21 protein-coding genes are annotated in these 22,551 nt (G+C 45.0%); 4 read left to right on the top strand and 17 right to left on the bottom strand.

Annotated features, from left to right (window positions below; genetic code table 11):
- From ML541_RS16590 to ML541_RS16580, 3 genes are all read right to left on the bottom strand, one after another.
- Positions 1-423, bottom strand: a complete 423-nt coding sequence (locus tag ML541_RS16590) for a DUF6573 family protein (protein ID WP_243374596.1) — start codon at positions 421-423, stop codon at positions 1-3.
- A gap of 18 nt (positions 424-441) precedes the next feature.
- Positions 442-1,260 (bottom strand): DUF4942 domain-containing protein, encoded by an 819-nt coding sequence (locus ML541_RS16585; RefSeq protein ID WP_243374595.1) that lies wholly within the window; start codon positions 1,258-1,260, stop codon positions 442-444.
- A 118-nt stretch (positions 1,261-1,378) separates the two neighbouring features.
- Positions 1,379-6,175 carry a type ISP restriction/modification enzyme gene (locus ML541_RS16580; RefSeq protein ID WP_243374592.1) on the bottom strand — a complete coding sequence of 1,599 codons (4,797 nt, stop codon included), beginning with the start codon at positions 6,173-6,175 and terminating at the stop codon, positions 1,379-1,381.
- Positions 6,176-6,632: 457 nt separating this feature from the next.
- Between ML541_RS16580 and ML541_RS16575 the strand changes: the two genes are divergently transcribed.
- A complete protein-coding gene (locus tag ML541_RS16575; protein ID WP_243374590.1) occupies positions 6,633-7,565 on the top strand; it encodes an Abi family protein in 933 nt (310 codons plus the stop codon).
- 32 nt (positions 7,566-7,597) lie between these two features.
- Here the strand turns inward: ML541_RS16575 and ML541_RS16570 are convergent, their stop codons facing one another.
- The 3 genes from ML541_RS16570 to ML541_RS16560 form a co-directional block, all read right to left on the bottom strand.
- Positions 7,598-7,819, bottom strand: a complete 222-nt coding sequence (locus ML541_RS16570; RefSeq protein ID WP_243374588.1) for a hypothetical protein — start codon at positions 7,817-7,819, stop codon at positions 7,598-7,600.
- Positions 7,820-7,821: 2 nt separating this feature from the next.
- Positions 7,822-8,178, bottom strand: a complete 357-nt coding sequence (locus ML541_RS16565; protein WP_243374587.1) for a hypothetical protein — start codon at positions 8,176-8,178, stop codon at positions 7,822-7,824.
- Between the two features lie 269 nt (positions 8,179-8,447).
- Positions 8,448-10,727 (bottom strand): AAA family ATPase, encoded by a 2,280-nt coding sequence (locus ML541_RS16560; RefSeq protein ID WP_243374586.1) that lies wholly within the window; start codon positions 10,725-10,727, stop codon positions 8,448-8,450.
- A 270-nt stretch (positions 10,728-10,997) separates the two neighbouring features.
- Here ML541_RS16560 and ML541_RS16555 point away from each other — a divergent pair, with 270 nt between their 5' ends.
- Positions 10,998-11,966 carry a hypothetical protein gene (locus ML541_RS16555; RefSeq protein WP_243374585.1) on the top strand — a complete coding sequence of 323 codons (969 nt, stop codon included), beginning with the start codon at positions 10,998-11,000 and terminating at the stop codon, positions 11,964-11,966.
- Positions 11,967-12,059: 93 nt separating this feature from the next.
- Here ML541_RS16555 and ML541_RS16550 read toward each other — a convergent pair whose 3' ends face one another.
- From ML541_RS16550 to ML541_RS16505, 10 genes are all read right to left on the bottom strand, one after another.
- Complete coding sequence (locus ML541_RS16550; RefSeq protein ID WP_243374584.1) at positions 12,060-12,410, bottom strand: hypothetical protein; 351 nt, start codon at positions 12,408-12,410, stop codon at positions 12,060-12,062.
- A 34-nt stretch (positions 12,411-12,444) separates the two neighbouring features.
- Entirely contained in the window at positions 12,445-12,690 is a 246-nt protein-coding gene (locus tag ML541_RS16545; RefSeq protein ID WP_243374583.1) for a hypothetical protein, read from the bottom strand.
- 9 nt (positions 12,691-12,699) lie between these two features.
- Positions 12,700-14,100, bottom strand: a complete 1,401-nt coding sequence (locus tag ML541_RS16540) for a type IV secretion system DNA-binding domain-containing protein (RefSeq protein WP_243374582.1) — start codon at positions 14,098-14,100, stop codon at positions 12,700-12,702.
- Between the two features lie 144 nt (positions 14,101-14,244).
- Positions 14,245-14,799: a hypothetical protein gene (locus tag ML541_RS16535; protein WP_243374581.1), complete on the bottom strand. Its 555-nt coding sequence runs from the start codon at positions 14,797-14,799 to the stop codon at positions 14,245-14,247.
- Between the two features lie 22 nt (positions 14,800-14,821).
- Positions 14,822-15,409: a hypothetical protein gene (locus ML541_RS16530; protein WP_243374580.1), complete on the bottom strand. Its 588-nt coding sequence runs from the start codon at positions 15,407-15,409 to the stop codon at positions 14,822-14,824.
- Between the two features lie 167 nt (positions 15,410-15,576).
- On the bottom strand, positions 15,577-16,077 hold the full coding sequence (locus ML541_RS16525; protein ID WP_243374578.1) for a hypothetical protein: 501 nt from the start codon (positions 16,075-16,077) through the stop codon (positions 15,577-15,579).
- Between the two features lie 12 nt (positions 16,078-16,089).
- Positions 16,090-16,368: a hypothetical protein gene (locus ML541_RS16520; RefSeq protein WP_243374576.1), complete on the bottom strand. Its 279-nt coding sequence runs from the start codon at positions 16,366-16,368 to the stop codon at positions 16,090-16,092.
- A gap of 97 nt (positions 16,369-16,465) precedes the next feature.
- Positions 16,466-17,530, bottom strand: coding sequence for a hypothetical protein (locus ML541_RS16515; RefSeq protein WP_243374574.1), 1,065 nt, complete (start codon positions 17,528-17,530; stop codon positions 16,466-16,468).
- Positions 17,527-18,069 (bottom strand): hypothetical protein, encoded by a 543-nt coding sequence (locus ML541_RS16510; protein ID WP_243374572.1) that lies wholly within the window; start codon positions 18,067-18,069, stop codon positions 17,527-17,529. Before ML541_RS16510 ends, ML541_RS16515 begins: the two co-directional genes overlap by 4 nt.
- Before the next feature lie 24 nt (positions 18,070-18,093).
- Positions 18,094-18,711: a hypothetical protein gene (locus ML541_RS16505; protein WP_243374570.1), complete on the bottom strand. Its 618-nt coding sequence runs from the start codon at positions 18,709-18,711 to the stop codon at positions 18,094-18,096.
- Between the two features lie 87 nt (positions 18,712-18,798).
- Between ML541_RS16505 and ML541_RS16500 the strand changes: the two genes are divergently transcribed.
- Both ML541_RS16500 and ML541_RS16495 read left to right on the top strand, forming a co-directional pair.
- Positions 18,799-20,358 (top strand): TraI domain-containing protein, encoded by a 1,560-nt coding sequence (locus ML541_RS16500; protein ID WP_243374568.1) that lies wholly within the window; start codon positions 18,799-18,801, stop codon positions 20,356-20,358.
- Positions 20,359-20,444: 86 nt separating this feature from the next.
- The gene (locus tag ML541_RS16495) at positions 20,445-20,981 is read left to right on the top strand and encodes an ABC transporter permease (protein ID WP_243374566.1); all 537 of its coding nucleotides are present in this window, start codon (positions 20,445-20,447) and stop codon (positions 20,979-20,981) included.
- 94 nt (positions 20,982-21,075) lie between these two features.
- Here the strand turns inward: ML541_RS16495 and ML541_RS16490 are convergent, their stop codons facing one another.
- Positions 21,076-21,303, bottom strand: a complete 228-nt coding sequence (locus ML541_RS16490; RefSeq protein WP_243374564.1) for a hypothetical protein — start codon at positions 21,301-21,303, stop codon at positions 21,076-21,078.
- Positions 21,304-22,551 lie beyond the last annotated feature (1,248 nt).

The raw sequence follows: 22,551 nt of genomic DNA, 5'->3' as shown, positions 1-22,551 counted from the left end.
CTAGTCTTCGTTGGGGAGCAGGATCGTCAGTACGCCTTCGCCACTATCACCGGCTCCGCAAAGGATCCTGAAACGGTAACGATGCTCGGCAGGATTTCCGACTAGGGCGCTGGAGTGGCCTGCTCCCTGGATGATGACTTCAAAGATATGCTCGGCCTCGTTTATTCGCTCAACGATTACTCTCTGGCTCATATAAAGGAGATCCCAAACCACACCTTTGTAATCGTTATGATACTCCTTATTATGGACAGCCCTTTCAATAAGGTTCCAAACTGCAGCAGTGCAAGCCAACGGGAACTTATAGACCTGTCGGCAGAGGTCTGGGAACATCACTGAAAGATCGCGCAGGGAACCATCTTCAATCGCTTCTTTCCTTGTAAAGACGCTTATCGGCTCACCCCAAAAATCGTTGGTATCGTCCATTTTGTCTCCTTTTTGCGTTTATTTCCCTTCTCCTTTAAGGCGGTATCCTCCAGCAATTGAATTTACTTTTGCGACCAGATCTGGCCTTTTGAACTCGATGTGGAGATTGCCGTTAAGACAGCATCGAAACCTGAAGAAATCAGTTTCGCCGGTACCGTCAGGACTATCATTGATCGCATCGTACAAGGGGCCATGGTGCGTTTTTAACGGCCCTCGCCCATCGAGCATGTGGAACACGTTGTCTAAAGCGGTTATTTCTTTGTCTCGATGGTAATTGACCCTGAATTTTCCACGAGTGAACCCCTTCTCGACAGCGTGGACGATTACCCGCTTTCCAATCTGCCATTTAAGATTCGTTTTCAGGTCTGAGTTGCGGCCACGATGTGGGCGGAGCCAGTCGAAGACTTCATAGACAGCCTCTTTGGCATAATCCTGGGCTTTTGCCATGCCGTCCTGCAGCATAGCCAGGATGTTTTCTTCTGTAATTTCAGGGAGGGGTTTGATGTCGTGGTAGCGGTCGCCGGATAATTGTCTATCCAGCTCCTCGCGGCGTTTTACTGAAAGGATCCTGCGGATTTCAAGGCGATCAACTATACAGCGCCAGGCCTGACGCTGAATTTCTTCACAAACTTTTTTGACTTCATCTGGTGAAACTTCTGTGCTGTTGCGGCGGATCACATCAAAGCTGCCAAAAGTGCCGATAAATGCAGTGCGGAGCTTGCCTCTGGCAGATTCCAGCTTTTGATATGCTTCTGTGATTTCTGCTACAGCTTGCCTGTATGTGCCTACCAGAGCCGTCAAGTTCTCACGACGAGCGAGATTTGTTGATTGGTGCATTCGTACCTCCTGTAACGAAAGTTCTCTTATCTATTTCGTGAGGGGTACGGATGACAAAAAGGCACCTACAGTCATGTGTAGATGCCTTTTGAATAAAGGGCTTTTAGGAGAGGGCAGCTTAATTCGTTTCTTCGAGAGGAGGTAACCCTTTTATGATTTTCATGGTTTCCATACTTACTGTTACGATTCGTTTCACAAGATCGATGATATACCGAGGGTCAGAAGACCAATGGTTCGGATCGTTGATTATCTGGCTGTCTTTGTCTTTGGTTACCTGATATCGCTCCATTATCCATTCAATAGCGGACTTTCCGTTTACAATGTATTCGTAAGCCTCAAGTGGTATACCTGTCAGTACCACGTTGCTGTTGTAGATGATGGTTGATTTATCGACGTCCTTTCCCTTCTTAGTAAAAGTCATCTTAGAAACCTTGAAGTGGTTCTTTGGGTCAAGATCGAGAGCATTGGACGATTCCTGAAGCTTATATGGCTCAACCGTCTCATAATCTAAGTGCCACTTAGCAAGCTTCCGGCCTGCTTCACTGAACGCCCAGAAATCTTTAACCAAGGGAATTCGGGGAAGCATCTTCTTTAAATCGGCCTCGAAGCGACGCTTGTACTCTGGGGAATGAAGAACGCCGTACACATAAAAGAAGATATCCTCTTTGCCAACTTTAGCGCCGTAAACTGTACGAAACTCTTTGAGGATGTAATCAGTTAAATTGTCTTTTCTGATGTATTCACCTGATGTTGCTGTATCGAACAACCCTCCGGCAATTTCGTTTTTCACATAGGCATAGAGTGGGAAGCATTGACCGTTTGCCTGTAATTGAACGTCTGGTAGACAATCAGTTATTATTACGGAAAATTCTTTAGTTACGCCGACGCCACAGATACTGATAATGAGATTCTTGGTATCATTATTTGGGAAAAACTTTGGCATCTGATATACCATATCATTGAAGTATTTATCAAAATATGCCCACTGTTTGAAATATGGTCGGTACATACCGCTCACGACGGAGCTTGGTTTGAAATCTCGGTTGATGAATCGCTCAAGGTCGTTTTTCAACCCCCTAGACCAACTTATTCTTTGAGGGTTATTGTCGATGAATTTTTCGACTTCAAGTCTTTTCCCTTTTTCAACCCTACCGCAATATTCCTGATAAGCCTTTACTTGCTCATTGTAAAATTCAGCCATTCCGCTCATGTTTTGGGTTAAATTTTGTTTTGATGAATTATAAGCCCATGTATCGCGGTTCGTTTTTAGTCCACCAGAATATGTACCGAATATAGTCTGTGCTGTCTTATCTTCCTTGTCTCCAAGAGGGAGAAACCTTTCAAACGCCGGGTCACGTTGATTTATCCAGTCATGGCTTGAATTCGGTTGTAACTGCTTCCAGTGGATACCCTTGATACCGCCGAAGGCGGTAATGATCTTCAACTTTTCTTCCCGACTTAAGTAGTCGCCTATGTCATGGTAGAAAAGTTTACAATTGCCCTGTTTCTCCGGGTTTTTGATTAGTAAGGTTATTGCAATACTGGCACGACTACCTGAACCAAAGATTTTACCACCTTCCATTCGTGAAGTTTCGCCGGATGTGCGCTGATTGCCCCGCAAGTTGAAACAGTAAATCGACGTAAATTCATCCGTGAGGCATTTTCGCAAGCCATCCATTGCGTTGCCGTCAATGAAAGATCCGTTGCTGACATAGCAGACAATGCCCTTGTCTTTGATACGGTCACTTGCCCACCTGAAAGAGCGGATATAGGAATCATACAGGCTGTTCTTGTTTGTCGCTGTTGAATGTTCCGCATAGGTGCCACGTATTCGGGCATCAAGTTGAGGATACTTGAGGTTCTTGTTTGCGTCGTTCTCGCTTGTCTGTCCTGCTGAATACGGCGGATTACCAATGATTACTCGGATGTCGGTTTTGTTCTGTCGATTTGCACGTTCGCTGTTCTCTGGAAAATCCTTGTGCGGAATGGGGTCTCTTTGTTCAGATAGTTGGAAAGTATCGGTAAGAACGATCCCTTCGAAGGGCTGATAATCCCCGCCGGTAATGCTGTGGTATGTCTCTTCGATGTTGATTGCCGCTACGTAATAGGCCAGCAGCACGATTTCGTTTGCGTGGAGTTCATTCTTGTACTTGTACGGCAAATCTTCAGGTTTTATCAGGCCGCTTTGCAGCAACCGCACAATAAATGTCGCCGTGCCAGTGAAGGGGTCAAGGATATGAACTCCTTTGGTGGCAACATTAACGCCAAACTCTTGCCGGAGGGCGTCGTCAACGCTCTTTATGATGAAATCTACAACCTCGACCGGGGTGTAAACGATGCCAAGACGCTCGGCCATGCGCGGGAATGCCGTATTGAAAAACTTGTCGTACAGCTCTTTGATAATGGTCTGCTTCCCTGCTGCATTGTCAATGCCCCTGGCCCGCTCCTTGACGCTGGTGTAAAACTTCTCCAGGGAGGTTGTTTCTTTTTCAAGGGCTTGTCGCTCCAGAAGATCAAGCATCTTCTGCATAGAAAGGGACACAGGGTTTTGCTGGGTGAACTCGTACCCTTCAAACAGGGCATCAAAGACAGGCCTCGTTATCAAGTGCTGTGAAAGCATCTCGATTGCGTCGGCTTCGTCAATACTTGGGTTCAGGTTGGTTCGCAGTCCCGCTAAGAACTCATCAAAAGCCAGTCGGTGCTGATGTCCTGAATCTTCCAGGAGCGCCTTGATCCGGGTAACGTGCCGCTCGGCAATTTCAGCAACATCCTTTGCCCAACTTTCCCAATAACGCCGGTCACCGCACTTAATAACTATCTTGGCAAAAATCGCATCCCGCCATTCTTCAAGATGGGGGAAATTGAAAGCAAATTGAACCGGCTTTGTGGTTCCATCACCCCCTTTGGCATCTTTGCCTGAACCGGGGTCTTCGCCATCATCCTTGCCACCACCGACACCTATCACCCGTATTTGGTCAGGGCGGGACTTATTCAATTCAATTTGATTAATCGTCGCGTTAAATCGGTCATCGTGTGCCCTTAGAGCCTGAAGAACCTGCCAAACCACTTTGTACTTCTGGTTATCCTTTAATGCCTCTTCAGGAGCCATATCAGCCGGGATACCGATAGGCAGGATGATGTAACCGTATTTCTTATTGTCAGCTTTCCTCATCACCCTGCCGACTGACTGAACTACATCGACAACGGAGTTCCGGGGGTTGAGAAACAAGACCGCATCGAGCGCAGGAACATCTACCCCCTCAGAAAGGCAACGGGCATTGGAGAGGATACGGCAGGTATTGCCGGTGGTTTCCTCCTTCAGCCAGTCCAACATCTTGTTCCTGGCTAAAGCGTTGAAAGTCCCATCGACATGATCTACTTCGCACCGAAGTATCTCAATATCGTCGTCTTGGTGCTTCAGGGCGTATTCCTCGATGATCTGGGAGAACATCGCCGTAATCTTTTTGCTGTCCTTGATTGAGCGAGAGAAGGCAACAGCTCTACGCATGGGGGCTGAATCGTTCTCTAGGGCGTGTCCGTCAGCATCGGTCGCCATTTTCTTGCTGAGACCATTCCAGCAGCCTGTAATTTTGACCGCATCATCAAGGTTCAGTTCGTTATCAGAATCGGCGAGCTGTCTCTGAAAGGTTTTGCTGACAAACTTTTCATCGACCGCCAAGACCATAACCTTGTAGTCACTGAGAAGCCCATCACCAACAGCTTTGGAGAAGCCGAGGCGATGGAATTCTTTGCCATATAGCTTCTCATCGTCCATGCTACATAAGGTAGCATCAGCCTCCTCAGCTTTCGTCTTCGTTGCATCCCCATAAATACGGGGGGTAGCCGTCATGTACAGGCGTTTTTTCCCTTTCAGGAAGTTCTGATCATGCACACGGACAAAGGCTGATTCATCATCTCCATCCAGTGTTACCCCTGTTGTTCGGTGAGCCTCGTCGCAAATGATGAGGTCGAATTCAGGCACCCCAAATTTCTGCGACTCAGCTACGGCTTCAATACTTTGATATGTTGAGAAAACAACGGTGAGTTGATCTTTGGCTGGCTTGAAAGATTCCATCAGGCGGGCAAGCTTCCTTGCATCGGTAGTTGCCGGAAACGCAAGGTCACAAGTGCTGATATCCTCAGATTCGCTTTTCTTGCCTACCTTTGTATCCGAGCAGACGGTATAGCAATGGAGGGGGTTTGTAGCTTCAGCTGTCCATTCCCTGAGAGACTGGGATAATAGGGATATTGAGGGAACCAGAAAGAGGATATGCCCTTGCGGAGGAGCCTGTGTTTCGGCAATTTTCAGGGCTGTAAATGTTTTCCCCGTGCCACAAGCCATAATCAGCTTTCCACGGTCATCCGCCTTGAAGCCGTTGATTACATCTGTGAGGGCAAGCTTCTGATGTTCTCGAAGCTGTTTCTTCGCCCTCAGTTTAATATCTTGAGGACGGGAAAGGCTGTACTGGCTCCAATCTATCGGGCTATCCGCAAGGTCTTGTACCCTTAGCCTCGATACGGGAATCTGCTGATGTTCAAGAGCATCTTCAGCATTTTTTGACCACCTATCGGTCGTGGAAACGATGATACGGCTGGTAAAGGGGGATTTGCCACTTGCGGTAAAGAATGAATCAATGTCACTCTTCTGAAGGGTATGGTCAGGAAGGTAGAATTTGCACTGGATAGCGCACCAATCACCAGTCGCCTTTTCACGAGCGACGATATCTATGCCGGTATCTGGCTTGTTACCCCTTAGCTTCCATTCTCCCCACAACCAAACTTCATCGAACCACTCTCGATATATTGGGTCACTGCGAAGGTAAGCTACAATCAGGCGCTCAAATTTGTCGCCCATATCGCGATTGTTCGTAGCTGCTTGTCGGAATTCTTCAAGTAAGGACTGGATGGTGGTCATTGTTTGTACCCCGGCCATAGCTTTAGGTGCCGTTTCTAAATTGATCTGTTTTAGCAGAAACGGACGTTATTAACCATTAAGAACTATTTAATAAGAACAGAAATTGTCCTGGCAGGGGGTAGCATTCTAAATGCGGGGGTGGAGGTAGCTAGGGAGCAAATTACTCGGAGGTGATTCCAAAAAGATAAAGGCTGCCCCCTTTGGAGGAGCAGCCTTTTCTCTTAGTACACCATGGGCTGGATCTTTCGCAGCTTAAATTGGCTACGATTAAGTCTTCCAGCCGCCTTCGACATAAAGTATATTTAGCAACCTTTACGTTGTCAACAAAAATTTAGGACGCTCTAGGAAGCCCTTCTAGATCCCTCTAAATGAGTTTTTATCCCAAAACTGTTGATTACTCTAATGCATTTAAGGTAGGGTTGCAACTCCTAAACCACATAGAAGGGTTATCCAATTAATGAATTTTACGGAACTTGAGAAGTACATATCTAAAGACAGGCTAGCGACTTATTCAACTCTGCTAGGCTGTGCAGATCTAGACAAAACGATAGGAGCATATTATTGGAACAAGGCCCTTGGCGGGGCTGTATATTCATTTCTTCAATGTTTAGAAGTCTCGTTAAGGAATTCTCTTCACATCGAAGGGAATTCTAAATTTGGGATGGAAACTTGGTATGAGCCATTATGCAAAAGAGTAGGACAACAAGTACGCGCTCAGCAAGCAAAGAGATTTGCGAAATTACAGGCTAAGCTAGCCAAAAAAGGGCTCCCTCCTGCAAAGAAAAAGACACCTGCTTTGACGGTGAACGAAATAAAAATAAATAATGCAATTAACGAAGTCAAAAATAGCGGTAAAATCGTTTCTTCTGCAAATGTCATTTCTACACTTAGCTTAGGCTTTTGGGTCAATTTATTTAAAACCGATTACTCATCTGGTAACAAATCATTATTATGGCCCGAGTCCTTGCCAAATGTTTTCCCTAATGCTCCATCAAAAATGGCTCTACCCCAATTTTACAATGAGCTTAAAGACATTAACTTACTGAGAAACCGATTTTCGCATCATGAGCCACTATGGAAGTCAGGAACTGTTCTATCTGTTAATGATGCGATTTCCTTCTTAAATGATGAAGTTGATAAGATCTTTAGATACGTCGGCTATATTAACACTCATCGTGCAACATTATTGCAACAATCTACGGCGTACAAAGAATTCAGGTCTTTGAATAGGCCAGAGACATTTTATAGGTTTATCGGGAATAATAGTAAGAACCTGACGCCTCAGCAATTCAAGGCCGACATGAATCTGTACCTTAAACAGATTTCTGAAGACCATCGGGTCATATTTATTATGCGAAACAACTCTCTTATCAAAATCTCAAGCTATTGAAGTTGTGCCCCGACAGGGAAGAGTTGTTTCCATTATCTTGGTGGTCTCCACCCTTCTCTATGGCTCGACTCTCTTTTCTTTTTCTCGTCCAGGAGAGCGATCTTCGTCGTAAAAACCGAAGAAGCCACCGTGCAGGCCCTGCAGGTTTCCGTGTGCTCTATCTTTTTAGCCAGGGTAGCAACTTCTCCTGAATCTTCGGCCTCAATTTCTCGTTCGACCACATGCCCGCAAAGCAATTTCAAGCTTACCAACATCCTTACTCACTCCTTTTTTCATTATAGGCTGTGCAAACCCCCGGATCCTGCTGGAGGTCAGAATAGTATTCATTGGCGGGGCACCCGCTTTCGACGGGCTTACCGTAGTCGGAATAGTAATCGGTCTTTTTGGAGATCTCTTTCTCTGGCGACTTCACTTCCTTCTTACCTGGAGGCGGAACCTCTTCCACAGGCTTCCTCGCAGGCAGCGCTTTCTGCTCCACAGCTTGAGCAGCTGGGGTTGGAACAGCCTTCGGCAGATTCGTTTTGTTGCCATAATGGCTCAGATACCATAGGACGGCTGCTAAAACGACGATACCGAAAAGCTGCATATGTGATGATTCATTGTGATTTGACATGGCAGACCTCCCATGAGCTACAAGTCGATTCGGAACCTGCTTTGCAGGATCCTCCGAATTTCGATCTTTGTGGCCGCATCAAACCCAGCTAAAGGGTGTGCCTTACCTTTTAAGTGTTGTCGGTATACCTTCGCTGCCAGGTCATTCAATTTCGACTGTTTTACTCGTACTCTTGCTCCAAACTTCTCGGTTAACATAAAACCTCCGGTATCCAGAGGCTTCCTTGCCTTTTTTCAGCTCCTGCGTTCTTACCTATTTCGCGACCACATTCAGGCGGCTTTTTTAAGGTTATTTTCTTTTGCGATAAGGTACGAGAGAACCGTATTTCTCTTGATCTCCAAGATGTTCTTACATGCATGCTCGAAAACATGGCCCATGCCGTAAAGGGCAGTTTTGTTTGCCGCTCTTGTGATAGCTGTGTACAACAGCTTATTGTCCATCATCCGCCAGTGGCTCCTGGTCACCGGCATCAGCACGTACTTGTATTCACTCCCCTGGGCCTTGTGCACGGAAAGGGCATACGCCAGCTTTAGGATGTTTCCTACTTCGAGAAAGTCATAACAGACCACCAGGTCGCCGTACTTTACGAAGGCCTTTTCAGCATCAGGGTCGATTTCCATGATGATTCCGACTGTGCCGTTATAGATCCTGGTCTTTTTGGCAAACTCGGAGTCATAGCCTTCCTTGGCGTACTGGGCGTATGGGATCACCAACATATCCTTATTTTTGATGTGGATGACCTTGTCTCCGGGTGCATAAATAACCTTGAACCGCTCGACCATTTTCGTACCGCGATTGATGAAGTCTCTATTCAATATTGGCTGGAGCAATTCATTCAGCCTGTCCGTTCCAAGCTCCCCTATCCTCTGCGGGGCCAGGATCTGGATGTCAGTGACCAGATTCTTAACGTATGGGCTCACTCTTTTGGTTTCAGCGACGATAGCTCTCACGATCTCTTCATTGTCCCTGCAGGAGTGGAAAGCAAAGTCTTTGTACTTGATGGTTTTGGAACGGTAATCAGCTGGCACCCTACCCTGCCGTATTTCGCTAGCAAACTCAGCCAACACGCTATCGCTCGACTGTCGGTAGATCTGGGTCAATTTCACTACAGGGGTCAGCCCTGAAGAGAGGAAATCAGCAAATACATTTCCTGCACCGATTGGAGCTAGCTGTGCGTCATCTCCTACCAGGATCAGAATTGCATCGTCTGAGAGGGCTTTCAGGAGATGAAGAAATATCGGGGCATTGACCATTGAGGATTCATCGAGCACAACTACTTTATATGGGGCTTTGTTTTTCTGGTTGTAGGTGAATTCATCACCATTCCATTCCAGGGCGCTATGGATCGTTTTAGCGTAGAAGCCTGTTACGCTCCTAATGCGGTCGGCTGCGATTCCGGCAAGGGCCACGCAGATCATTTCTTCTTTTTTGTATTTCGAAGCAAGCAACTCAAGGCACGCCTTCATGCTCGTTGATTTCCCGGTACCAGCGTAACCACAGAGCATAACCAGCTTGTTGCCAAGGCCAATGAGCCGGATGATCGCTTTCTGATTATCGCTGTAGCTGAACTGGTTTAATCTCTCGTGCTCCTGGATATATTTTTCTATCTGTTCATCCTCCAGGATGGGTTTCAAACGTTGTGATCTACGAGCCAAAATGAGGTCAAAAATCGATTCTTCTATGTGGTACATAGTCTTTATTGCAACCTTGTCATCAACAACCGTTTTTAGCTTCTTTTCACATAGCAAATCAGTGACGGTTTTCTCGATTTCGGATACCTCGATATCTATTCCCTTCTCAGGAACATCGAGTAGCTTCTTGGCTTCGCTTATCAGCACCCTCTGCTCTACTACTGTGTCACCCTTATCCTGGGCTATTTGCCACATCACGTGAGAAATACAAGTTGCCAGCCGGAACACAGAGGTCAGGGCTACCCCCAGTTTGATCGCTATCGCGTCGGCAGTACGAAACCCGATACCGGAGACATCGACCATCGCATAGGGGTTAGACTTGATCTTTTTAACCGCTGCATCGCCAAAGTGAGCATATACGGCATTAATGGCGCTGATGGTGGCTCCAGCTGGAGCGAGTAACTCAGTGAGGCTCTTTATCGCCCTATTTTTGTCCCAGGACTCCTTGATACTCCGCATTTTCTTGTGGCCGATGCCTTTGACCTCTAGGAGTCGGGACGGTTCGTTGTCGAGAATGTTTATAAGCTCCTCTTCACCGAAAGTATTGAGGAGTTCGTCAGCAAGTGCTTCACCAATGTTCTTTACGACTCGCGTAAGGAAGTGTTTTGTTTTGCCATCGAGTACGCTGCAGGAGACGAATTTAAAGTTTTTGCCATGCTTAGCGTTGTTCTCCCAGGTGCCAGTGAAGGAGACAACCAGATCTTTCAGGCGCTCATCCTGCGGCAGGTTTCCCAAGGCAGTGAAATCCTCTGTTTTCCCGGTAACTCTGTAGATCCTGAAGTTGTTATTCCCTTTAAAGATCTCTCTGATGATTTTGCCGGTGATCACTTCCAGTTTTCCTGGTGATTGTTCATTCATACTGCCCCCTGCTGCTCTGGTTACAATGTTTACTCAGTAAACGAGCCAAACGCTTATAGCTATTTCGTGAGCTCAGGCAGCTGATTTCAGGCAATAAAAAAGGGAGTAGGCAATTTCCTACTCCCTTAGGTCATCAATATTACAAACTAGTCTTCTTAGTGACCATGGCTATTGTAAACCATTTTTCATTGACCGAAGCCTAAAGCCGTTATAGATTTGATCTTTTGGTGGAGGAATAATTTTGCTTCAGAAACCGCTGGAGGAGCGACCATGAAAAAGTTGATTTCAGTTTTAGCGGCATGTAGCGTTTGCCTAATCCCTATAACAAGCTTTGCAGAGACTACGGATCAACCAGTTCCCTCTGCTGCACCAAAAGCAGAAATGAAACCAGCTAAATATAAGATGATGAAGCCAACCGCCGCTGCACAAAAGAAACTACGTGAAGAAGCAAAAAAGTATACCAGCGCTCAAATTGATACTAGTTTAAAAAAGCTTCCGCCAAAATATTTTGGGAATGATCCAAGGGCAATTTACACTGCTATTGAAAAAAGATTGGAACAAGCTGAAAAAAATGAGTTTGAGACGACAGAGCAATTTCAAAAGAGGCTAGAAAAACAAAACAGTAATCCGATTATTGGTAAGATTAAATCAGAAGGACTTTTCGCGCTTCAAGCAAGCTACGTTGATTCTAAGTATTCCGCAGATACATCAGAAATGAATGTTTATTTACATCTTGGCTACAGTCAAAGGGAAATATCTCTCTCTTCTATAAAAATTGATGCAGGATCATACGAAGGTACAAATGGTTTCGGAGCGAGAACTATCGTTAAAAATGCCGATCACGAAGAATATGCTGCTGTGCCTAGTAACTATACGGATTTCGAGTTCCCATATATAGAAACTACTGGTCAATCTATTGGTGTTAAATTTGCCTTAAACCCTAATGAAGCAAAAATTGCAAAGAATGATATGAGAGTACTTTTAATTGCTAAACTTACTGCTCCACTAATTTCTGAAAACCAACGCTACCATAGTGCTACTTTTTCAAGTCCATACAATGGTGTTTTTAGCGATAGGTACATTCACATAAATCTGAGTGAAATTTGGATCTATAATCAAAAAACAGGACAGATTTATTCTAAAATTGCGAGGAAGGTAGACCCTATCAGTTCAGAGACCACTGAGAAGGTATCATCAGAGAGGTCAATCCAGGGCACTGACAAAAGTAAAGAGCGATGATCGAACCAACAGAGGAGTTCCTTGTCGCACCTCAGGTACGTTAAAGAGGACTGCTGACGGCGGCTGGTGAAACGACTGCTTGTTTTACCACTATCATGGTTTTTGGTTGGCAGCTAGAATGCCCGTTTCCAGCCGTTTTTGCGCCATGTCGCTGTCGGATTTGATTCGTGCCAGCTCCCGTTGTGAAAGTTTTCTCCCAGGTATCCCTTCCCAACCAAAAACTTCAACTTGTACATCAGCGCCATACCTTTTTTGTAACCGTGGCATATATGCCTCTAAAAAGCGCTCGGCCAGCTCCCTGGATTCTAGGTGAGCCATCCGGTTAAAGCCTGCAACAAGCCCATCCGCACTAAGGAAAAGCTCGCCCTTTTCTTGTTGATAGGCCACTTTCACTGGGGCAGCTTGCTGTAGTTTTAGGCGTATCGAGTAGTACAAGATTTCCATTTGGCTTCCTTTTTAGGCGACAAGCGATCAATCGCTAATCTTCTTTTATTACCTCATACCAATCGTTTGGATCTTCGAAGTTAACTATTTCTGTTACATTGGAAGCTGGGATGGACTCATCATGTTTACTGTCAAGATATCTGATAACGAGAAGCCCTAGTACAGCCGAGAATACTGCGGCGGCAGGAGTGGCTACAGCCGAAATCCCGTAACAAAGTACCTCCAAGACAACACCTATTAATACCCAAATTGTAATTATCAAGACTGTTCTAAGTTCCATACCTGCCTCCTATGACAATTCTTCCAGCATTGGGGCGTTACGCGCTATTTCCGAATACTCAAACCCTGAGTTAACCTTTCTGTCTGGGGCAACGGGTGGGAGAATAAAAGTTCTCATTTTGCCTTTAGTACTATTCACCTCAAGGTACGCCACGTACTGAGGTAGATTAGATATAACTGCTTCTGGAATAACCACCGTTTCAGTGTCATACCACTTTTCATTGAAAGAGGTGTCTCCACCTAATTTAAAGCCACTTCCAATGCTCGTTTCGTATTCTTGTACTGAGTATTTGATGGGTTCTGTGAGCTCCGAAAGGGCTTTCAACGTATTTTTATTGTCTTCTCGAAATGAAACGGTCAAATACCTTGAGCTGGTTAGTTGATTTTGTTTTTCCGTATCTGTTGGGAGATACTGCATCCCAGCAAACAGGCAGATCCCCTTACTCCGGCTCATGGTACAGAGGTCATCTTGAACATTCTTATCAAGGTTAAAAGTCAGGAACTCATCCAGGAACCAAAAGGAATATTTGCTGATATCGCCAGTCTTGACGTTTGGTTTAGATAAATATTCCATTACTAAATCAGAAAGAAGGGCATTATTCAACATGAAAAGCGCCTGCTTATGGTTTGGATGGTTTGAAATGAAAATCTTTCTACACTGCATTATCTCCTTTGTTGTCATAAGCCGGTTCTGGCCCTGAGCCGCTATATGGTAGATCTTAAATAGGGTGCTGACGCCAATACTTGCAACAGACAAAGCTGACTGTTCTGTCGTACCTTGAGCACCACCTTCCCCTTTTTGATATTCACCCCATCGGTATGCAATCTCCAGAGCGTAATCTTCGACAGCCACCTCATCATTGATTATCCCAAGGCATAATTTTGCAAGCCATTTGGCGGCTTGAGCAGACCATTCTGGGTCAGATGATTTCTGATCACCTGAATTACGATACCCATTTACAAAGTTTACAAAAAGGGGCATGGCCTTATTTCTATCTTCTCTTATTACACCAAATATGTCCCATATAATCCCATTCTTATCAAAGGGCATAATCAAGGCATCGGTTTCCGGGTTGTGGGAACGCTGATACTCTTCAGTTTTTGGATCATGGATAATCTGTTGGTAATCAGCTAGCCTGTCTTGCAGACCTCTCAGGAAATTCGATTTACCAGAACCCATGCCACCTAAAACAAGTGAAATGCCGTTCATTTTGTCTATGGGGACAGAAAGCCGCATCTTGCCATAAGCATCTTCTTTAGAATAAAGGATATTGTCATTTTTGACGACCTCGATATTTGACGCTGAGCCAAGCAGAACTTGAGGCTTACCCAAGTTTTCCTTCTGCCAATTCTGCCATTCTTCTAGGGTGGTAATTCGTTTACCAGTTTTTAGTTTAATGTTTTTTTTCATACTGCTCTCCTCACTGTAATTCTCTACTATTTCGCGACTTGTTTTTGCATGATAACGAAGGAGATTTTAACATCCGAAGGCCTCATATTAAAAGAGCCCCGTTGGGCAAGGGCTCTTTTGTCTTTCGGGAAAAGTGCTAGTCCTTTATTTTGAACGCCCGCTACCGCCTTTAGGGGCAGGAGAATTGGCTACTTGTCTGTCGTACTTTATGTTGTTAGCCTTTCCCTTATTAAATGAATTTTTACGCTGTTGCTGTTCATAGTGACCCTTCTTAGATGAATTCTTCGCTGCAATAGCTTTTTTGTAATCAGCTACGGCTTTAGGGGCTACTTTAGCATCTTTACCTTGGGTTTGTGTTCTATTGGTTTCTTTTACGTGAGGGGAATGATTCTCTAGTTTACGTTGTGATTTTTCATCAATTTCCTTTTTGTAGTCATCTACGTTTTTTATCCCTTTTAGCCCCTGATCTGTGCCGCGTTCTTGGCTTTTTTTCTCATGCTGCTGTTCAGTCACAATCATTCCATTAGAACGAGCTTTACCATAGTTGTATTGCGACAACTCTTCTTTTCTGTTAGATTCACTGTTATCATTCTTGCTGATTGCATCATTGGCTTGTTTTAGTAATGATGAATTTTTGTTGCTTTCACCAGAAGAGTTATGCAGTGCTTCATTGATTACCCCATTTAAAAAACCACTCATTTTAGACCTCCTTAATTTACACCTATTTAATTACTTTTAGAAAGTTTTTGTTTTTTTGTTGTTCCTTAATGTATTGCATTAGATTGTCCATCTTTACTTCTAGCTCATCCAGCTTATCTTGTGTTTCTTCTAAGCGACCACTAAGTAGCTCCATGGTTTCTTGATAAAGTTCTTCGGCTTTTAAAACTCTGTCTACAATTTCCATATACTGAGCGACAAACATTAGTTGGATATTTCCAGGTATGTCATTGTAATCCTCGGGCTTCATACCTAATTTAACCATATATTCAACAGACTCTGTATTGTGGTCTTCCCAACCAGGAACCGTTTCTTCCTTTTTAATCAAGAAAAGATGTCTTTCATCATGCTCTTGCTCTTCACTCCCGTTTTGTCCAGAATCGGCTAATTTCCCCGACCTCTTGGCATTATCCACCAGGTCTCTAACTGTTTTAGGCTCCATTTCAAAAATTTGCTCGCTTGAAAAACCTAATGCTTTCAGTTTCTGGAAATCGCCATGTTTAGTTCGTGGCGGGGTCACTATTAGTTTTAAATCAGTATATTTAGTATCCATTTTCTTCACCTGCCTTTTAGCATCTTCCCTTCCTTTCATGTTTTATTTAATTACCTATTTCGTGAGATTCTAAGCTTATAACGGTTTTAATATTATTATAGTTTTATTATGATTTGGGGCTTCTTACTGTCAAGCAAATAATATAAAAATAGCCCTGTGTATACAGAGCTATCAATTTTAGTGACTTAGTATATATCAATCTAGAATCATTTTTTACAATTCGCTGCGCCTTTGCCAGAAACTATTGCTTTATCATTATTACTAGTGTTTTTAGCTTTACTTGTTTCTTTTTTATAACATCCCCTATTGTTCATCTTGTCTTTCATATCAGAGACACCTTTTGAAGCGGCGGCTCTTCTCCCTTCGAGTGAAACAGGTTTGATATTAGCCTTTTGTGGTTCTGTTCTCTGATATGAACTCTGTTTACCTCGTTCTACCAATCTTGCCTTATAAGCATCCGCCATTTCTTTGCCGCTCATTTGACTAGCAGGCACATTTTTCAGCTTATCACCGGCAGCAATATCTTTGTATTTGCCCGATGTCTTCAATGAGGAACTGATCTGGCTCAACTTCGAGTTGCTCTGCAATGTCTCCAGGTTGGCCGAGGCCTTCGCTAAAACTTGTTCTTGAACATGAGACGCAACTGGCAGGGCCATAGTAGCTATCGCTGCAGTTGCAGTAGGGGATACAACGTCATTGGTCGCCATAAAAGCCCCTCTTTAACCCTTTTTCCCAATTTTGAGATTGGTTATCTCTCTGCGAAGCTCAGCAACACTTTCCTGGAGCCGCTCATTTTCATCGAGCAGATAGAGGATCTGTTCACCCTGCACTACAGCCAGTTCCTGGAGCTCGATGTATGCATTACTCAGTTCGAGGGCAGTGCCAATTGATGCGACAAGTTTTTCAATAGACTCGGTGGTGGCAGGATTTTTGATTGCAGCGGCCAGGTCGTCGGGATCTAAATTTTCCAACAAATTCCTTGCGGTATTATCGGCCATGTGGCTATCGACTCCTTAGAAATAAATGCAGGCTGTAATGAACCTTTCAGCGGAGAATATTCATTACAGCCTGCATTGTCTACCTAAAATTAACTAATTACTTCAGTCCCAAGGTACCCAAAATAGTCGTCGGATCCTCGTTGTTCGACATCGACTTGATCGCGATATCTGTCTTTGAGCTATTCTTCGCCAGGGAGTTAAAAAAGGCCTTTTTCACCCTAACAGCATCGACCGATTTGCTTTCTGAACGAGCTCTTTTCTCGTACTCGTTTAGGGCTTCAGTATACGCCCTGAACTTTTCATCAGACTGAGCAGCGGTTTCAGCATCACGCAACGAGGCCGAAGTGTTGGCGGTAACCGTGAGCTTGACCCCACCAAAACCTTGGCCTGTAAAAACAGGTCGCCCGGAACAGATTAGTTCCGGCATAGCATTGTTCATTGTCAGATCAAGCTTACATGCTCCACATTGGATCGAGGTATAATCCCCAATGAAACGGCAGGCACCATCCAGGTTGTAATCGACCTTCTGGCTCTCGATTTTTCTTGCGTTCGAAATGACAATGCCATCTATCATCTCGTCCCAATCTTCATATCCGAGAGTGAATTTTAGCTTATCGATCCCTGCAAGCTCCCGCCTACCCCAAGCACCTGTCTTGGCAAGACGTCTCATGAACTCAAGAAGTTTAGGCTTGTCTATATACTCATCTGCAATGCTACGTCCTCTCGCGATTGCAGAGAGACCTTCCTGCATAGACGTGTTTATTGTGCCGTTGGTCTCTACCGGAATAGCCAAAACATCATTGATATTGATTTTGTAGATATCTGGGTAGTGCTTGGCTAGTTTTTCATAGAACAGCGCCGATGGCTGAAATTCTTTTGTCATCCCGTTGGATTCCACTGCTTCCATGACTTTGGAGATTTCTTTTCGGACAGCTGTTCTAGCACCTGACTCCCTACGCCTGGATTTCTCCGCTCCCTTATCCTTAGTAGTGGACACGCCCTCTTTTTTTGTTTTCGACACCTCAGTGCCTTCCCCTGTATCCTCACTCTTTTCTTTGTTCGTGGATGTGTTCGGGCCAGCTTCAGTAGAGTTGGCCAGGACTGTCCCATGAACTGATAAGGCGAACAGGATCACTATAGATGAGATTATTACTTTTTTCATTGTTGGATCCTCCGTGCATTCTTCTTCGGCATGAATTGCATGATCAGTACAGTCGCTGTAATGGAAAGTGCTACCCCGAAGGCAACAAACAGTGCCCAAGGGAAGGGTTTGCCATGAATCGATTTTGCTGCATTTGTAAAAAACATCCTGTTTTGCTCTTCTTGGGTCAAACGTTTGTCGATTCCAGCCATAGCAACTTCCTTAGCCTTTTTGGCTTCAGCAAGCTCTTTTTTGGCCTCGGTGCATGACACTGAGACCGCTTCTTTTTCCTTGGTATCGAACTCACCATCAGCTTTACTCAAGGAAAAATCCCCACAATCCATCTTTACACCGATCTTTGCCTTATCGATCCGTTGGTCAAGGCCGACGAGTTTTTCGGAGACATCGATGTTACGGTTGGTATCGAGAGTCTTCATGTTAATGTCGTAAAGACTGTGGAACAGCTTATACCCCAGGAACAGCGTGATTCCGATCAGCACCATCACCACAAATTTTTTCATTTGCAGGACTGTTATTTCTTTCAAATTTGCTACAGACATATGGTTACCTCCGATAGTCGTATTTTATTTTTCGTCCAAAAAGTAAAAAAATCCGGCAAGCGGCAGCAAAACTATAAATTTTGTGCCGAAAACTCCCATCAGTGTAAATACTCCAGCTGTGTATAGAAACACAGCAAACCAATCAAGAGGTTCAGAACCTTTGGCGGTTCTGGAAATTCCCCTCAGCTGAGGTGTCACCAACAGCAAGTTAGCTATAAATGTCCAAGGGATAACTACAGGTGATAAAGAGATTAAATAGGCTCCTACGAGGCTTGCAGCCGCTATCCAGTAAAATGCCCGGAATGAAATAAATTGAAGACCACTCCCCTTCCACTCATACTCGCCTTTTAGCATAGCCATGTAATCTGACTTGGAGGCTATCAGGGTATCTTCATAAGTTATGACTTCCGGTTTTTCCTCCTTGTTGGCTATGTACACCGACACTATTTGCAGGACGATGAGAGCCCCTATTACCCACAGGATGTAGTCTAAATCGTTAAATGCATAAGTTGCTATCGTCAGGGCTAAAACAACAAATATTCTTCTGTTGCTGCTCCCCTCGGCTTCTTCCTGGGTATCGCTACACAGGGCTTTGCTTCCCTCCTTCAGTAAAGAATTGATTGAAAAAGATATTCGCATCACCAGACCTCCGTTGAAGATTTCATACCTATTTCGTGACGTGACCAGGTCACGAAATAGATGAGACTAATTCAACTGGAGGCAACGTGTATGCTGCGAACGCTATTTGGCAAAGACAAGACAGAACCTGTGGAGACATCATCTCCTTTATCGGTGGTTCCTCCTATCCCTAAAGGAGCTAATTTACCGGCTGAAATTACAACCCTAATTAAAAAAATGGAAGGGGAACTTGGTGAATTTCACCTAATCGAAGACTACTCCCGAGAGATAGTCAATTCCTTTATCTCGATTGCGTACGGCTACCCTGCGAGCGAGAACATGCACCACACTGGACATCTCGGGCTAATCGAGCACTCCCTATCAGTAGCCGTCAGGCTGCTAAGCGAGGTAGGGAAGGAATGCATCCCTTCTGTCCTGCCTCCAGGTGAAAAGAGTTACAAATTTTGGATTGAAAAGGTGCAGTTGCATGCGCTGCTGGTGGCATTAGGGCATGATCTTGGAAAGGTCGTGGAGTGGGAAGTCGAAACAGCTGGGTTCAATTTCAATCCGCTGGTGGACAGCCTTGTTGAGAAAGGGTACTCCCTGAAGGGAAAGAATGGCATCACCTACCTGGAAAGCCCACGTCACTCCGTAATGTTGACTTACCGCCTCATCTCAGGGTGTAGGAAGTATCTCTACAGCCAGTATTTCGATTCGGCTGAGATTGGGCTGGTCGTCGATGCGATCTTTAACCACCACGATAATAGCTCAATGCGGAATAATCTGTACTGGAGGCTCCTGCGGCTTGCTGATGCTGAGGATGTCGAGGATGAGAAAAATGAGGCCTTTTACGAAATAGATGAACCGGCAGAGCCTGCAGTTGAAGGTGAACCCATCCAGGCGGAAGAAGCGAGAATGCAGACGGAAATGGAGAGTTATGATTTCGAGGAATTCGCAGAGCCTACAGACGTTATCAAAGTACCGGATGAATTCCATGGGTATGCTCTGGGGGAATTCACTGACGGAGGTAGCAAACCAACCCCTGAGAAAGTGCTGGAAGATGTGACCGAGGGCGTCGAAACTGACGACCTAATAACAGAGGACGAGGTTGTAACTTCCGAAATAGTCGTAACAGATTCACCAACAATGGTTATCACTGAGGATGAGGAGGACAACGCTGCGGTCTCCGATGATGCCGTTGAGGAAGAAGCTCACCCTACCCCTCCCGTCCCTGATAAGCCAAGCCAGGCGCACGGTGTCTTGGTGACCCAAACCATTCAGGTTCTGCGTGAGCTATTTTTTGTTGTTCCGTACGGATCCGGGATGTTCATTACCGAGGAAGGGTATTTGCTGGTTTTGAACCCACTGTACGTCAACGATACAAGGGGCAATAACCCAGACGCTATCATTCCTAGATTGTCGAAGGCCATGAAAGCGGCTGGAGCTCGCTATGATATCAACGAGAGGTTGTTATACCCCCAGCTCCAAAAAACAGGCCTGATGGTCAAATTTGGGGCAAAGGATTTTTGCAATCTGCATATCCGAAAGGGGAAAGGGAAGATTCTCGACAAATTACGGTTTGTAGTCTTCGATGTGAATCAGATACTGTCAGTTGAGGAAATTGCTGCAAAACAGAAATTTTCTATTACAAATCTGAGTGATTTCGAATAGGCGGTTGCCACAAAAAGGCCTTAAATTTAATCGCAATTTGGGTTATTATATTAATGCATTACGATGAATTGACGGAGGTTACCACGATGCATAATAAAGTTAAAAAAGGACAAAATCGAAGAGTGCATCATGGGCACAGAGATGAGGTAGCTCCTTCTGTTAATCTAAAGGATGCTCGTACCTACATTGCATCGGATTATAATCCCGAATACGATAAGCGGGTGACAGGGGGAAAAGAGAAGAAATTTAAAAGCGCTGGGCTGACAGCTACTTTGAATTTTGGCTCCCTAGGGAACATAGTGATGGTAGCCTCTTTGGTTTGGTTCATTTTGGGTGTTGTGACAATCATGGTCAGATTCTTCCTTGGCCTACCTGACCATACACAATCTTCGGTATTTGTGAAATTTGTTCTTTGTGGTGGTTTCTATTGGATTCTTATTGGGATGCTGATTGGAGGTGTCCTTAGATCCTTTTCTAAACGACCAGGTGGTTTCCGGGAAGAGGAAAGACCTACTGACGATGACGATGATATTTATTTTAATCCTCTTTATGCAGCATATGACTGTAACGTCCATCACCAAAAACTAGAAGATCCAATGTTATCCCACGAAGATACTCATTAGTAGGATGTTTGATTGATCAAATTCAGCCTTACAGCAAACGAAAAACGACCTTATTTTAAAGGTCGTTTTTTTGTAGCCGGATGGGGGAATCAGACTAATCCCTCTCTTCTATGTGCCAGATATTTCCTTTCATATAGCTGTAAGCAGGATCATTAATATAATCAGGAAGACCATCTTCTTCACCGCTTCGAGCGTGTTTGCCTTTATTACGTCTCTTGTCATCCATAGAGGGGAAACGAGAAGCTAATTTTCGGCCTGATTTAGCATGTGCTAAGTAGAAAGTTCCGAAAAGGATTATTAAAGGCAGGAATTTAAAGAACATAACCTTGTGGCTCCCCAGATTAAAAATTGTCAAAGGGGTTATCAATTTTACCTTGCAGTGTCCAGTTAAATAATTCTAAATGTCAACCCCAACATCGTTATATCCTTTGCTTCATCCCCCTTTTTAACCCAGATGAAATATTTTTCAAAGAGGTGTCCGTATATATCAAAACACTACGTGTTATTATGGAGCCTACGAAAAGAAAATGTTAAAAGGTGGCGGTCAGGTTAAATTCTTTCGGCGTTCTCCCAGGCCTGCACTTCGTGGAAAACGAGGAAATAGCGTCAAACATTTCCCTTCGAGTAGAAAGTGGGATCCCCTCCCCCGTCCCCCATGCGTGCCGAGGCCAAGGTACGTCGCCTTCGTTCAACACCCTAGCAGCTTCCCCCTGCATTGCCTTCTCCACTTACGGCTTAACGGCAAGCTACAGCACCCTTTCCCCCGATCTCTCCTTACCACCAATGTGTCCACACCACCCATGGCAGCCCCTGCCGAGGTTCGGCACTTCGATTCAACCACAGAGGTTATTTCACACTCGTGTCACTAGCTCCAGCGAAGTCCTATTTGTGCCAGCTGCATTCGTGGGTTGAGACCGAGTACAAATGTTGCCCCCTACCTTTTATCCCCCTTCATCCTTCTATCAACCTACGGAAAAGGTTCTCTACCGCGTCCTAAAACCCTACGCGGCCCTCCCTGGCCGCTCCGGGACTCCACATGCCACCCTTTCCCTAAGCATCACGATCAGTATCAGGGTCAAAGTTCGGAGACTGCCACGCATCCATGCGTGTCCTTAAGCGGTATGATGCACGGCCCTCCCTCTCGCCTATCGGCGTTACAAAGTCCGGGCCGTGCTGGATACAAGATCTGTTCGCTACCCCCTCACAAACTCCCTTCGGTCGTGGGGGTATCAAACAGATCAGCGAGACTTACAATCTCCCTTCGGTCGTTACAATGTCTCGCAAAACCCTCCTTAGTTTCACAATTTTTGCCCATGGTAAACTGGAGTTATCCAGTCAGAATTGCCGCATACATAAATATCTTTTTGATATAGTCCAAATTTTTGCCCCTGGTCACCTTCGGCCTGGCACTCCGATTCAGCCTCATCCTGGGGGCTAACTTGGCATGTCGGCGCTCCGCATTTCGGCTGATTGCCCAATTCTCCACGGTCTCTGCCGGTGCTTCGCATTTCACACACGTGTCGGGTTTACAATTGTTATATACGCACCCTACTCTGTAAAAAATTTCCAC

It is taken from the genome of Geotalea sp. SG265, assembly GCF_022808985.1.
In the GTDB taxonomy this organism is placed as follows: Bacteria; Desulfobacterota; Desulfuromonadia; order Geobacterales; family Geobacteraceae; genus Geotalea.
The sequence above is the reverse complement of the archived record's forward strand: the minus strand, read 5'-3'. Positions and strand labels throughout refer to the sequence as shown.